Source organism: Acinetobacter sp. WCHAc060033 (genome assembly GCF_004209125.1).
Classification (GTDB): domain Bacteria; phylum Pseudomonadota; class Gammaproteobacteria; order Pseudomonadales; family Moraxellaceae; genus Acinetobacter; species Acinetobacter wuhouensis.
Genome location: NZ_SGSW01000012.1, coordinates 1 through 13,762, shown reverse-complemented (window position 1 = coordinate 13,762; position 13,762 = coordinate 1). Strand labels below are relative to the sequence as shown.

The following is a 13,762-nucleotide window of genomic DNA, read 5'->3' as shown; positions in this document are numbered from 1 at the left end:
TTTTTTATTTTTAAATTATTTCAAAATCATCAAAGTTTGTTTTTCAGACGGCTCATATTTGTCTGAACTACTATTTATTCTATGCCAATTCAATTCCAGATTCTTACATTCCCGCTTTAACAAAGCCACTTTTCGCTTTTACTCAAATAAAAAACTGTACCGATAAAGCCGAGTAAGAAATTATTAAAAACTTAAAATATTCTTAAAATTTAATTAAATGTAAATATAACAGTAAGAAAGTTTACACATAACTCAAGTATGGTCTAGCAGATTAAATATTTATTTTTCAAACACTTTAGCCAAAGGGAATCACATGACTGACCTCACGCCATATCATGAAAATCAAGAGTTAGATAATAACACTTCAAACAATATTCATTTTCGCGATATTTTAGAGCAACATATTTCACGCCGTAGTTTGATTGCAAAAACAGCCAGCGGTGCTACAGCACTTGCACTCGCATCGACCCTGACAGGTTGCAATGATGACGACGATAAAACCACGACAATTTCACCAATTAAAAAGCCTGAAAAACTAACATTCAAACCTGTTGCTAAGAATCTAAATGATATTGTCACCGTTCCAGAAGGCTACGAAGCAAATGTACTCTATGCATTAGGTGATTCAATCAACCCGAGTTATGCAGAATGGGATGACAATAATGTTCCATCAGGCCCGAGCTTCCAGTTCCGCTCAGGTGACTGTCATGATGGTATGAGCTACTTTGGATTAAATGCATCATCTTTAAAATATGATGCTAAAGCATCTGAACGTGGCTTATTGGTCATGAACCATGAATATATCAACCAAACATTCTTACACCCTAAGGGTGCAACCAAAGTTGATGGTCGTCGCCCTGAAGATGAAGTCATTCGTGAAATGAACGCTCATGGTGTTTCTGTAATTGAGTTGAAAAAAAATAGCTCAACACAAAAAGTCGAAGTCGTTAAAAACTCATTATTAAATCGTCGCATTACAGCATCTACAGTGATGGATTTTGCAGGGGCTGTTGCAGGTTCGGACTTAGTTAAAACTCAGTATTCACCAACTGCAAAACAAACCCGTGGCACGCATAATAACTGTGGTAATGGTTATACACCTTGGGGAACATATTTAACCACTGAAGAAAACTTCATTGGCTATTTCGTGCGTAACAAAGGTGATGATACTAAGCGTACACCTGCCGAGATCGTGGCATTAAATCGCTATGGTTTAAAAGATGGTGCGAGTTCACGCTATGGTTGGGAAACAGCAGTAGGTATAATAGAACGCCAAGACCTCTATGACCGTTGGAATTCATCAATCACTGCTGATACAGCAGACAAAGACTTCCGCAACAGTGCCAACACCTTTGGTTGGATTGTTGAAATAGACCCATTTGACAGTCGCTCAAACCCTGTAAAACGTACTTCTTTAGGCCGCTTTGCACATGAAGACTGCCGTGCGAGCCGTTTAATTGAAGGTGAAAACCTTGCGTTCTACATGGGAGATGACTCACGTGGAGAATACATCTACAAATTTGTATCTGATGCAAAATGGGATGCCAAAGATGTCAACGGCGGTTACAAAGCGGGTGACAAATATATGAACTCAGGCAAACTTTATGTTGCTCAGTTCAATAACGATGGTACAGGCAAATGGATCGAACTGGCTTATGGTAAAAATGGTTTGAATGAGAGCAATAGCGTTTACCCATTTAAATCTCAAGCTGAGATCACTACATTTGCACGTTTGGCAGGTGATGCAGTTAAAGCAACAAAAATGGATCGTCCTGAATGGGTTGCAGTAAACCCTGAAAATGGCGAAGTCTATGTGACGTTGACCAACAACTCAAACCGTGGCACAACGCATGCACTAGATGCAGCAAACCCACGTAACTATACCGACCCAGAAGGCGGTAAGGGTAATGTTAATGGTCACATTATCCGTTTCCATGAAAAAGACAATAAAACCACTGCTGAAAGTTTCACTTGGGATATTTATCTCTTTGGTGCAGAAGCAAAAATGGCGAGCAACATTAACCTTTCGGGTTTAAATGATAATAATGACTTGTCATCACCAGATGGTATGTGGTTCGACCCACGCGGTGTACTTTGGATTCAAACAGATGACGGCGCATATACAGATACTACTAACTGTATGATGCTCGCAGCCTTGCCTGGTGTCGTTGGTGATGGTACAAAAGCAACAACATCAGCGGGTCAAGAAACCATTGTGGGTAAGAAAATTACCGATGAGAACTTACGTCGTTTCCTAACAGGACCTAAGCAATGTGAAATCACAGGTGTCACCATGACACCAGATTACAAAGCCATTTTCATCAATGTTCAACATCCTGGTGAAGACTCGAAAGGCTATGACAAACCTGATAGTAACTGGCCTGCATCGCAAAAAGATGCAAGCAACAAAACTGCACGTCCTCGTTCAGCGACTGTCGTCATTACGCGTAAAGATGGTGGCGTGATCGCGGGTTAATGACCCATTTACTTTAAAAAACTGTTTCAAATCCATACACGTCTAGGCATGTATGGATTTTTTAGTTTTGAATATCGCGCTGTATATTGACTAAATCACCTGAATATTCACCTTGTTGTGTCTTCTCGATCCAATCAATTTGTGAATGCCCAATTTTTAAAAAGTTTGAACAGCGTGTGCCATAAATCGGGCTTTGGATAAAGGTTGAAGAAAGTAATTCTTCCATCTCTGTATTAATTCCAGTGTTAGGTAATAAGTCTGGAATAATTTTGCGTTCATCTTCCAAAATATCCCACACAGCATTTTGTAGATCTTGTTGAGGAATACTTGATAATTGCATCATCGGTAAGAATTCTTGGGTAAAGCGTTTACGTAAATGCTTGGTCTTTTCCCAGTCGTCAGTCATCAAACCATTGGAAACGACAAATACACCTTTGGCTAAAATTTGCGGTGCTTCACCACGATTGCTCATATAGACCGCTTGTTGTTGATCACCAACGAATAAATTAAAGCCCGCATAATCACACTGTTTTGTTTCAAGTTCCTGTGCAAAGCGAATCGGAGTTTGATCAGATTCTAAAAAATCCTGTATTAATTGACCGCGTGTGGTTGGATAAGTCTGTTTATCCTGAGCATCTCGGAAGTTGGTGACAATTGCCCAGCGACCTTGTTGTGTCACACCCATCCACGTACCGCCAGATTGTAAGTCTTGCCCTGCGATAATAGGAGAATCAGACCAAGCATGTAATTGAGAGCTTGGACGGTGATAAAACTCATCGCGATTTGAAATTAAACATAGAGGTAAATCATCTAAAACTTGCCATGCCAACGCCACAATACACATAAAACACATTCCATGAACTTTACACATTGAATGTACAACATTTTTAATATGTTTCAGCTAAAATCTGTGCAAAATATAATTTCAAAGGATTAGGAATGCTGACCTACCCGAATATTGACCCTGTAGCACTCGAACTGGGTCCACTCAAGGTTCATTGGTATGGACTGATGTATCTTCTCGCATTTCTCTGTGCGTGGGGACTCGCGACTTATCGTGCTAAAAAGCGTGACAATTGGAACTCAGAAATGGTTTCTGATCTCGTATTCTATGGTGCATTAGGCGTGGTACTTGGTGGTCGTATCGGTTATGTACTATTTTACGAGTTTGGAAAATTCCTAGCAGATCCAATTTGGCTCTTTAAAGTTTGGACTGGCGGCATGAGTTTTCATGGCGGTTTTCTCGGTGTGATGATTGCCATGTTACTGTGGTGCCATAAATATAAGAAAACATGGTTCGAAACTTTAGACTTTATTGCCCCATGTGTACCCACAGGTCTGATGTTTGGACGAATTGGTAACTTCATTGGTGGTGAGCTTTATGGTCGCCAAGTCACAGATCCTAACTTTGCCTTAGGCATGATCTTCCCAACTGATCCATTACAGTTAATCCGTCACCCATCACAAATTTACCAAGCCTTGTGTGAAGGATTACTGCTGTTCATTATCCTTTGGTTCTACAGTGCTAAACCTCGTCCACGTTACGCGGTTTCTGCGATATTCCTCATGGGGTATGGCTGCGCACGCTTCTTTATGGAATTCTTCCGTGAACCTGATGCAGATCAAGGCTATATCTTGTTCGGATGGATGACCAAAGGACAAATCCTTTCATTGCCAATGATTTTGATTGGTCTATGGCTCATCTGGTATGCCTACCAAAAGAAAATCTTCGACTGGGGTCCACAACGAAATACTTAATAAAGCTACATTAAGGCATAAAAGGTGAAGCAGTGACTTCACCTTTTTTATGTTAAATTATCAGCATCTCAATATTTTGACATTACCATGCTTGAATTTTGGTTTAATCCTACCGTTTCTGTTGCAAAAAAATTAGCCTTTCTGGTTTTACTGGCATGTGTCAGCATTGGTTTATATCTTTACCAACCTTTAACATTGGACAATATTTTACTTTTTGCAGGAACAGGGATTATTTTCCTCATTTGTCGTTATTGTAAAATTCACTTTGCTGCAAAAAATCCAACAGGAATTTTTTATCGCTTACTGACTTGGATTCCATTGGCTTTGGTCTTAGCATTGGTCTTTAAAAATATGAATAATGGTGAAATCCTGATTCCAGGTGCGCAAGGTATTGCTTTCATGGCTTTGGCAGTGTGTATTTTTTCACCTTTATCATTACTGCACCAAAACACAACTTCGCCAGAAACAAAATCAGAGTCAAAATGATGTTGGAGTTTTGGTATTCTGAACGCTGTACTCGTGAAATAAAGCTGATCAGTTCAATCGTCGTCTGTGGCATTATTTACTATTGCTCAGGCATTGAGAAACTCAGTACAACACTCACGATGATTTGCTTAGGGATTGGTGTTGTAGCACATTTATTACACCAACAAAGCCTTAAAATTTCTGAAAATAATCCTTATGCACAAGGCTTTAAAATTCTGTTTTCTATTGCACCTATTGTTGCTGTAATTTTAGTGATCTGTTTATTAGCACCTCAACACAAACTCTTTACCGCCATACAAGCGATTGGCTTTAGTGCATTAGGCTTATTTATTGTGTCTATTTATCAAAATCGAGCCAAGCGATTTGAATAATAAACGTTTCTAAATTCTCAAAAAAAAAGAAGCTATCCAGTAAATAACTTCTTTTTATATCGACGAATACCACAATATATCAAACTAGATAAACACACGTCTTACATCACATTAAATAACTTTCTAAAACAACAAAGTAATTATGTAAGAAGTCTATTTATAACAGCATATTTGAAATAAAATTTTGAAAATAAAAGCGATTAACTTGGTAAACGGTAATATTCATAAGTCACGTTTGGATCTTTATAAACATCGTGGCTACGTTGTCTATAATCCGACACCCACTGAGAGCCTGTAAACCCAGCAATATGCCCATAACGATGACGACTGGTACGGTTAATGATGTAAATATCGCCTTCTTGTGGATTATCAAAGGCTGGACGAATTTGCTTATAACCAATCTCTGTTAATGTTGAACCCCAATCTGATGCTGCAATTGGATGATCCGTAAAACGAGCCCCTGCTGACTGAAGTGCAATACGTACATATCGTGCACAACGATGCGCAGTTGTGCTTCGAGACATGCTCACTAACTTTTCAGTAAACTTTGAAATATCCAAAAACTTAAACTGATTGTTCTCATCATTTTGATTTTTATAATTTTCAAATGCTTTATTTTTTAAAAATTGCTCTGGGTTAAATTTATTATTATTTTCTGATCGAATCTGAACATTTACCGTGGGATTCACGTATTCATTCATATTCACATTGTGGTCATAAATCATGTAGCGTCCTCAACAGCCCTTTTCAATTGATCCAAACAGCCTTGTTCAAACCAACAAAACAATTCACAAGCCATGAATACTAATCAGCAAACCTTAAAATGTAGACTTAAAACATGTAAAAAAATATGTAAGTGTTAATAAATCTCATTTGAAATACCCCAACTCACTGAAACTACTGAATTTACAAAGTATACAAAACACTTTTAATTGATTGTTTTTTAACCAACCAATGAATTTTAAGTCGTATTGGTAAAATATTTCATGAATCTAATCAATCAATTAAACTGTCAGTTAAGTCACATTTATATTTTTAATTTCTGCTTAAAACGCATCTAAATTTCTATTTTTAAATAAAAAAGCTTATGAATTTCTCATAAGCTTTCCCTCAAACAACCAATAACAAATGTGATACAGCAATGCGAATTAATAACAATCCCAGTTATACAGCACTTTGGAAAAATCACGCTTTTTAAGATCATTTGGATGGATAAAGAAATTCCCTACACCTGAATCACCCCACATAATCTCTATACCGTCTGTATCATCCGTATCAATCTGCAACAGTAAGACATAGTCTTGAATATTCTCATTATATTCACGTGGATCAGACTGAGTGAAGAATGGATAACCACCAAGACGATGACCATTTGCAGAGATCACTTCACTATATTCATCCACGAATGCTTCACTCTCATCATCCTCTTTATCATAAGGATCAGTGACTTTACTCGCAAAATCAAAATTATTCAGATCAATATAGCTAACCGCTTTTTCAAATTGCACAGCGGATTGACCTGAAACTGGGCTATAAGCATCATCCCCCAATACAGGAAAATCTTGTACCAATGCCGAATCATCTTGCTGAACCGTGTCATAGAAAATAACCCGAAAACCATCTTGTTTTTGTTGATCATCGAAGTCCAAACCATATAAATCATCATTTGGATTGATAAAAAATTGCAGGATTCCTGACTTCGGATACTGATCATTTTCAGGCAATTCAGCAAAATTAATCTGTGCCAATAATTGTAAATTTTCACCCTCTAAACTTTGTGGGTATTGTTGCCCAATCGGTAAATATGGATGTCCACCCACTTTACTTTGCCAAAGACTTAACTGATCAGCAGCAGATAGATTGATTTCAATACTGTCTTTTTGAGTTGCTACAATTTGTTCCTTATAGGGTTGTAGGCAAGCAGGAAGTTCATTCAAATCTATACTCATTTGTTATCTCTCTTCATCTTAGGTTTGATTGTAAATACGATATAAATCGGCTTTTTAAAGTTAGGTCACAAACTAAAAAAATATCATAGTTAAAAAGACCATGAGATTAGTATAAACTCTCTAGCTATTCAAAAATATTACGGATCAGTAGCTGTGCGACATGACTTGTCTTATCCTTTGGTCTTGTCGATAGCCACTCTCCTCAACTTGGAACATTTATGAAAGCGTATTTAGACCTTTTACAACATATCCTAGACAATGGCGGTGACAAAGGTGATCGTACGGGTACAGGTACACGTTCTGTATTTGGTCATCAAATGCGTTTTGACTTATCTAAAGGCTTCCCTTTACTCACCACCAAAAAAGTGCATTTCCGTTCAATCGTCATTGAACTGTTATGGTTCTTGAAAGGTGATACCAATGTTCAGTATTTAAAAGACAATAAAGTATCGATTTGGGATGAATGGTCAACTGCTGAACAAACGGCTCGTTTTGGACGTCCTGAAGGTGAATTGGGACCTGTTTATGGTCATCAATGGCGTAACTTTGGTGCGACTAAAAAAGAGGATGGTTTGTTTGAAAATGATGGCTTTGATCAAATCAGTTGGTTGGTCAATGAAATCAAAACCAATCCAAACTCGCGTCGTTTAATCGTATCTGGTTGGAATCCAAATGAAGCAGGTAAAGTCGCACTACCACCTTGCCATACCTTGTTCCAGTTCTTCGTTCAAGATGGAAAGTTATCTTGTCAACTGTATCAACGTAGCGCAGATGTGTTTTTAGGTGTGCCGTTTAATATTGCAAGCTATGCCCTACTCACACACATGATCGCGCAAGTGTGTGGCTTAGGTGTAGGCGACTTCGTTTGGACAGGTGGTGATACACATTTATATGCCAACCATTTTGAACAAGCGCAATTACAATTGACCCGTGAACCATTACCTTTATGTCAATTGAAACTCAATCCTGAAATCAAAGACATTTTCGATTTTAAATTTGAAGATATTGAAATCGTCGGTTATGAATCACATCCTGCGATTAAAGCTCCTGTTGCGGTTTAATTTTAAAATAACACCACATTAATTGAATTCCCCTAAATCCCTCTTTAAAAATATTCTCCTCTCTTAAACTCCTCCCTTTGACAAAGGGGGGTGGGAAGGATTAAAAAACGAGTTAATTATGACATTTAAAAATTTTGAAATTGTGCATGTGGTTGCAATGGATCAGCAACATTGTATCGGCAAAGGCAACGATCTTCCTTGGCATATTTCAGCCGACCTAAAACACTTTAAAGAAATCACCCAAGGCGGTGTGGTGGTAATGGGACGTAAAACCCTTGAATCGATGGGACGTGCTCTACCGAAACGTGTCAACTGGGTGATTACTCGTGATCCAAACTGGGCTTTTGAAGGTGTAAAAACTGCGGACTCAATTGAATCAGCACTAGAACAAGCCATTCCTGATGTTTTAGCCTCAGAAAAACCTAATACAATCTTTATCATCGGTGGTGGAGAAATTTTCAAACAAACCGTCAATATTGCAGATCGTTTAGAACTCACTCATGTTGAGCTTGATGTACAAGGCGATGCACATTACCCAGAAATTCCTGCTGAATTTAAAAAAGTCGCAACTGAATCACATATTGATGACAAAACTGCCATTGCATTTGAGTTTGCAACTTACCGAAAATAGAGCTGTTTAATAAATAAAAATAGCATGTTATGAACAGTGTAAATAGAAAATCAGTAATGCATACCATTTTAATGGGCTTGCTCCATTCCCTTTTTGGGCTTTTCATTGTTCTAACATCACTCTGGTTTTGTTTAGCGATATGGATACAACAACCTTTAGGACAAGTGGTGAGTTATATCATCATCGCGCTTTGGGTTATTTTCGCTTTTAGTATTCTAGGAATCTATTTTACAAAAAATCTGTTTAGCCGAAAAACAGATACTTTGATTTACATAGCGGCTTTTTTGATCAGTCTATTGTGGTATTTCAATATTCCAGCAAAACAAGATCGTCAATGGAGTCCTGAAGTCTCTCGTATTTTTAGCTATGAAAAACAAGGAAATCTAGTCACCATTCACAATGTCCGTAATTTTAACTGGCATTCAGAAACCCAGTATGATGAACAATGGGATACTCGAACATTTAATTTAGATCACATCACTGGGGTCAATATCATTACCTCCTATTGGATGGGACCTCAAATCGCGCATACCTTGGTTAGTTTTAATTTTTCAGATCAAAAACCATTAGTTTTTTCAATAGAAATCCGCAAAGAGAAAACCGAAAGCTTTTCTGCCATCGGTGGTTTCTTTCGACAGTTTGAGCTGAGTTTGATTGCCGCAGATGAAAAAGATATTGTCTATACACGCAGTAATATTCGTGGTGAACAAGTCTACTTCTTTCCCATTCAATTACCAAAAACAGAAAGCAAAGCACTGTTTGAAGAATACTTATCAAAATCCGATGGTTTAGCCCAAAATCCGAAATGGTACAACACGCTAACAAGTAACTGTACAACTTTGGTTTTTGATATGATTCAAGCCATTAGTCCTAAAAAACTTCCATCCGATTATCGACTGTTTGCTTCTGGTTATTTACCGAATTATTTATATGATTTAGGTGCGATTAGTCATCAATGGTCAATGAAAGAATGGTATAAAAATGCACATATCAACCCAAGAACTGCGAGATATGCGCATTTTAAATATCAGAACAGTACCAATTTTTCAAAAGTCGTTCGTCTTGGTTTACCCCAACCTTTAGAGAAATGAGTAATCGCAAGTTGTATATTTAAATTTGCTCAGACCAGAAATTTCATTTATTTTCTATGTAGATAAATTTATTGAAATTAAAGAGATCGTTTATGTTAAAAACCCTAATTTCAACTTCAATTGTGACCGCAAGCTTATTGATAACAGCTTGTACAACTACACCTAATTCAGATCAACAAGCTCAAAATTTAGCCTTATTACAAAATAAAAATTGGGAACTCACTTATATTGGTGCGACTGAATTTAAAGCTGATCCAAATGCACGTAATAATCCAAGTATTCAGTTTGGTTCTGACTTACGTGTCAGTGGTTCAGATGGTTGTAATCGTCTCATGGGACAGTATGCGATTAAAGGACAGCACATCACGCTTGGGCAATTGGGTGCGACCAATATGTTTTGTCAAAATACGATGCAACTTGCAGGGCAATATACTGAGGCGTTGAACAAGGTGAAAGGCTATCAAGTCTATGACAAAACTTTGAAATTGCTCGATCAATATGGAAATCGTGTTTTAGAGTATAAGATTCAATAAGTACCAAATCATTAAATATAATCTAAAGCCAAAGTCTACACATTTAGATTTTGGCTTTTTTGTTTTTGGCATACTTTTAGTCATAAATACGGGATAGAAACAATACTTTTAATACATACCCCATCCATTATTCCAATTTAAAATAGAGTTTTGTTTTAGTATTTGGCTGTCTTTATGAAAATTTTAGCAACTGTCGTGATCGCATGTTTACTGCTTTCAGCTTGTAGTTCAATGAATGTAAGACCGACTGTCGGTGTCAGTATGGGGACATCTGTGAAATAAAAAACAGCGCCGAGGCGCTGTTTTTATAACCTAGTTTCCATCCGCACAGTTGAAACTTGTGCCAAATGGGCTACGCATATTTGGACCATTTTCTGCTGTAGTATCAACATCTGTCCCTAAATATGGTAATAATAGCGATGTCGTACCTGTTATGGTTGATGAGTTCACTGTCGAAGTTGCTGATAATTGTACATTTAACCAGCTACCAAACATTTTTGGATATTGGATCATTAAATCAAAACGACCATTGGGATCAGTCGTATATTTATTGTTAGTTGCAGGTTCATTTTCATTTTTAATATATGAAACTACTTGTACAGTCTGCCCATTCACTGGATCCAATTGATTTACAGAAACACCATTACTATTTACAACTTTAGTAGGATTAGTACATGAAGCTGTTGGATGATAAACATACTTTTTCTCACCATCAACTATATCAAAACTATATCCACCTTTGATATATGATAGAGGATTCACCCCCATCGTTACTTCTGTATTTGGTAAAGGTTTACCATCAACATCATTTACTTGCACTGAAACATTTTGATAATAGTAAACACCAGTTGCTGAGTCTTGAATTTTAGTAGGGTTATAGGCAACATTGATTGCACCTACAGGTGTAGGAACTGTAGAATTCACTATATTAATTTTATATTTATATATAGTTGATGATTGTCCAAAATTTGCTTCTAAATTTAAGCCATCTTGAATAAATTGAGTTGCAGAATAGCTACTATTACGGGCTGATTCAGAGATAATTAAAGTATATGTAATTTGACCATTAGCATCAGTTTGTGTTGCCTGTGGTACATATTTGACTCCATTTTTAGCAACATCATTGACTTTCAATGAAATCGCTTGATTTGGTAAAACCGCACCATTTGCATCAACAGCAGTTAATGTTAAAGTTGTTAGATCACTCCGAACATTCAATGACGCTTTAGTAGCATTAAATAAAACGATACTTGTGGTATCTGTTGTTGAAGTTTTATCACCTGTTACAGCTATTGTTTGTTGCTGTGTTAATTGACCATTATTTGTTTGTGCCTTTATTGAAAATCCATTTTCAATCAAAGTTTGCAAATTCGAAGATGTACTAGGTGTTGTTAATACAAATACTGCATTACCATTTTCATCTGTTGTAACTTTAGAAACACCTTGTATTTGCACATTACCTGATGAATCAACAACACTAAGAATTATATCTGAGTCAGCTAGCCCACCTTTATTATTATCCAAAGCACGTACTGTAACTGTTAAAGTATCATTACTAGCAGCCATTGATAATTTTGATAATTCAATTTTTAGGGAATCCACTACTACTTTTGTAGTTTCACCACCAGTCGTTTCACCTCCTGTTTCAGTTGATGAGTCACTTTTACCATAGTAACCATCTCCCCCACCACAACTCGCTAACAAAATTGAAATAGCAATTGCACTTAACTTTCCAGTAAATTTTCTAGTATCCATAACTTTACCCAACTGAAGAAACCTTAAATTTGTATTTGTATAATTTGCCTGCTATGTAACCATAGATATTTACAGGTGTAAATATGCTATTTATAAATGTTTTTTTATGTAATTTTTATTGTTTAAAATCAGGTTAATATATGTACGACATTATTATTATCGGTGCTGGAACAGCAGGCATAAGTGCTTATAAAGAAGCAATTAAACATACTCAAAATGTACTTATTATCAATAAAGGACTATGGGACACCACCTGTGCACGTGTAGGATGTATGCCGAGTAAAGTACTCATCTCCACCGCCAATCGAATGCATGATATTCAAAATGCTCAAGAAGTCGCTTTAAACGTAAAATCTGAAATAGATACAAGCCAAATAATGGAACATGTACAAACTTTGCGTAACCGCTTTACACGAGCAACACTTAACGACGTTGAAAGCTGGAATGTAGAACATAAAATTTCAGGTGAAGCTAAATTTATCAATCCGAATACCATTGAAGTAAATGGAGAACAATACCGAGCAAAATCATTTATTATCGCTGTCGGTTCAACACCAAGCTACGACCAAAATTGGAAAAATGAAATTGGCGATAAACTGATTACATCAGATGAAATATTTGAATTAAATACTTTACCAAAATCCATTGCAGTCATTGGTAGTGGTGTAATCGCAATTGAATTAGCGCAAGCAATGCATCGCTTGGGTGTTGAAACAACAATATTTGCGCGTAGTAAAAAGGTCGGCGTACTCAGCAGTCCAAATTTGCAAAACATTGCCCAAACAGAACTAACAAAAGAATTGAATATCAAATTTGAAGTCTTACCTAGCCAAATTAAAAATAAAGAAGCAGGCGTTGAAATTCACTTTACTGAGAATAATCAGTCTAAATCCATCCATGTAGACTATATTTTAAATGCTACTGGGCGTAATACACATTTACCCAGCTTAGCTTTAGAAAATATTGATCCTACTTTTTTAGACCTAAAAAAACTTCCAATTGATCTAAAAAGTAAACAATTGTCGTCATTACCGATCTTTATCATTGGTGATGCTTTTACTCAAACACCATTACAACATGAAGCTGCCAATGAAGGACGTGAGGTTATCTCAAGTTGCTTAAACTTTCCTAAAGTAAGCAATCTAAATACTTTAACACCTTTAGGTATTGTGTTTAGCAATCCAGAAATGGCAATTGTGGGACAAAGTTATACAAATCTAACCAAATCAAACATTGAGTTTATAACTGGCTTTGTTTCCTATGAAAAACAGGGGCGTGCTTTAGTTTTAGGTAAAAATAAAGGCGCGATAGAAGTGTATGTAGACAAAAATTCAAGAAAGCTTTTAGGTGCTGAATTATTTGTAGAATCCGCAGAACACATGGCACATCTACTCTCTTGGATGATCGGTGAAGAGTTAACCATTGATGATATTCTTAAAAAACCTTTTTACCATCCAACACTAGAAGAAGGATTACGTACTGCATTGAAACATGCAAGAAGACAACTACGATAATATATTGTTAAATCAATGTGGATTATGAGCTTCTATTGAATAAGAGAAGCTCTTTTTATCTAAATACCAACAATTACATTTATATTTTTCACCCAATAAAAAAACACCCCGATCTCGCTAGAGATTGGGGTGTTTAG

13 protein-coding genes are annotated in these 13,762 nt (G+C 36.7%); 9 read left to right on the top strand and 4 right to left on the bottom strand.

The features are described 5' to 3' along the window. The first annotated feature begins 313 nt into the window (after positions 1-313). Positions 314-2,476 (top strand): PhoX family protein, encoded by a 2,163-nt coding sequence (locus tag EXE10_RS07035; protein WP_130112868.1) that lies wholly within the window; start codon positions 314-316, stop codon positions 2,474-2,476. 61 nt (positions 2,477-2,537) lie between these two features. Here EXE10_RS07035 and EXE10_RS07030 read toward each other — a convergent pair whose 3' ends face one another. Beyond that, positions 2,538-3,320, bottom strand: a complete 783-nt coding sequence (locus EXE10_RS07030) for an NRDE family protein (protein WP_130112867.1) — start codon at positions 3,318-3,320, stop codon at positions 2,538-2,540. Between the two features lie 95 nt (positions 3,321-3,415). Between EXE10_RS07030 and lgt the strand changes: the two genes are divergently transcribed. From lgt to EXE10_RS07015, 3 genes are all read left to right on the top strand, one after another. Further along, on the top strand, positions 3,416-4,234 hold the full coding sequence (gene lgt / locus EXE10_RS07025; RefSeq protein ID WP_087552376.1) for a prolipoprotein diacylglyceryl transferase: 819 nt from the start codon (positions 3,416-3,418) through the stop codon (positions 4,232-4,234). An 87-nt stretch (positions 4,235-4,321) separates the two neighbouring features. Beyond that, positions 4,322-4,720 (top strand): hypothetical protein, encoded by a 399-nt coding sequence (locus EXE10_RS07020; RefSeq protein ID WP_130112866.1) that lies wholly within the window; start codon positions 4,322-4,324, stop codon positions 4,718-4,720. Continuing rightward, positions 4,720-5,091, top strand: coding sequence for a hypothetical protein (locus EXE10_RS07015; RefSeq protein WP_130112928.1), 372 nt, complete (start codon positions 4,720-4,722; stop codon positions 5,089-5,091). The genes EXE10_RS07020 and EXE10_RS07015 overlap by 1 nt, the downstream gene beginning before the upstream one ends. A 200-nt stretch (positions 5,092-5,291) precedes the next feature. On the opposite strand, the gene EXE10_RS07010 is transcribed toward EXE10_RS07015, so the two are convergent. Then, on the bottom strand, positions 5,292-5,816 hold the full coding sequence (locus EXE10_RS07010) for a CHAP domain-containing protein (protein WP_130112865.1): 525 nt from the start codon (positions 5,814-5,816) through the stop codon (positions 5,292-5,294). A 423-nt stretch (positions 5,817-6,239) separates the two neighbouring features. Then, positions 6,240-7,040 carry a YwqG family protein gene (locus tag EXE10_RS07005; RefSeq protein WP_130112864.1) on the bottom strand — a complete coding sequence of 267 codons (801 nt, stop codon included), beginning with the start codon at positions 7,038-7,040 and terminating at the stop codon, positions 6,240-6,242. A gap of 218 nt (positions 7,041-7,258) precedes the next feature. Here EXE10_RS07005 and thyA point away from each other — a divergent pair, with 218 nt between their 5' ends. From thyA to EXE10_RS06985, 4 genes are all read left to right on the top strand, one after another. Continuing rightward, complete coding sequence (gene thyA, locus EXE10_RS07000) at positions 7,259-8,101, top strand: thymidylate synthase (protein WP_068975504.1); 843 nt, start codon at positions 7,259-7,261, stop codon at positions 8,099-8,101. A gap of 118 nt (positions 8,102-8,219) precedes the next feature. Beyond that, on the top strand, positions 8,220-8,732 hold the full coding sequence (locus EXE10_RS06995) for a dihydrofolate reductase (protein WP_130112863.1): 513 nt from the start codon (positions 8,220-8,222) through the stop codon (positions 8,730-8,732). Between the two features lie 29 nt (positions 8,733-8,761). Next, positions 8,762-9,823 (top strand): DUF4105 domain-containing protein, encoded by a 1,062-nt coding sequence (locus EXE10_RS06990; RefSeq protein ID WP_130112862.1) that lies wholly within the window; start codon positions 8,762-8,764, stop codon positions 9,821-9,823. Positions 9,824-9,915: 92 nt separating this feature from the next. Next, on the top strand, positions 9,916-10,356 hold the full coding sequence (locus EXE10_RS06985; RefSeq protein WP_130112861.1) for an META domain-containing protein: 441 nt from the start codon (positions 9,916-9,918) through the stop codon (positions 10,354-10,356). 312 nt (positions 10,357-10,668) lie between these two features. On the opposite strand, the gene EXE10_RS06980 is transcribed toward EXE10_RS06985, so the two are convergent. Next, entirely contained in the window at positions 10,669-12,111 is a 1,443-nt protein-coding gene (locus EXE10_RS06980; protein ID WP_130112860.1) for an Ig-like domain-containing protein, read from the bottom strand. 140 nt (positions 12,112-12,251) lie between these two features. Here EXE10_RS06980 and EXE10_RS06975 point away from each other — a divergent pair, with 140 nt between their 5' ends. Further along, positions 12,252-13,625 carry a dihydrolipoyl dehydrogenase gene (locus EXE10_RS06975; RefSeq protein WP_130112859.1) on the top strand — a complete coding sequence of 458 codons (1,374 nt, stop codon included), beginning with the start codon at positions 12,252-12,254 and terminating at the stop codon, positions 13,623-13,625. Positions 13,626-13,762 lie beyond the last annotated feature (137 nt).

Bases quoted from the DNA above. Each gene is read 5' to 3' on its own strand.
- EXE10_RS06980 (WP_130112860.1), bottom strand. From the start codon at position 12,111: ATGGATACTAGAAAATTTACTGGAAAGTTAAGTGCAATTGCTATTTCA.
- EXE10_RS07010 (WP_130112865.1), bottom strand. From the start codon at position 5,816: ATGATTTATGACCACAATGTGAATATGAATGAATACGTGAATCCCACG.
- EXE10_RS07020 (WP_130112866.1), top strand. From the start codon at position 4,322: ATGCTTGAATTTTGGTTTAATCCTACCGTTTCTGTTGCAAAAAAATTA.
- EXE10_RS06995 (WP_130112863.1), top strand. From the start codon at position 8,220: ATGACATTTAAAAATTTTGAAATTGTGCATGTGGTTGCAATGGATCAG.
- EXE10_RS06990 (WP_130112862.1), top strand. From the start codon at position 8,762: ATGAACAGTGTAAATAGAAAATCAGTAATGCATACCATTTTAATGGGC.
- EXE10_RS06985 (WP_130112861.1), top strand. From the start codon at position 9,916: ATGTTAAAAACCCTAATTTCAACTTCAATTGTGACCGCAAGCTTATTG.
- EXE10_RS07030 (WP_130112867.1), bottom strand. From the start codon at position 3,320: ATGTGTATTGTGGCGTTGGCATGGCAAGTTTTAGATGATTTACCTCTA.
- EXE10_RS07035 (WP_130112868.1), top strand. From the start codon at position 314: ATGACTGACCTCACGCCATATCATGAAAATCAAGAGTTAGATAATAAC.
- EXE10_RS06975 (WP_130112859.1), top strand. From the start codon at position 12,252: ATGTACGACATTATTATTATCGGTGCTGGAACAGCAGGCATAAGTGCT.
- thyA (WP_068975504.1), top strand. From the start codon at position 7,259: ATGAAAGCGTATTTAGACCTTTTACAACATATCCTAGACAATGGCGGT.
- EXE10_RS07005 (WP_130112864.1), bottom strand. From the start codon at position 7,040: ATGAGTATAGATTTGAATGAACTTCCTGCTTGCCTACAACCCTATAAG.
- EXE10_RS07015 (WP_130112928.1), top strand. From the start codon at position 4,720: ATGTTGGAGTTTTGGTATTCTGAACGCTGTACTCGTGAAATAAAGCTG.
- lgt (WP_087552376.1), top strand. From the start codon at position 3,416: ATGCTGACCTACCCGAATATTGACCCTGTAGCACTCGAACTGGGTCCA.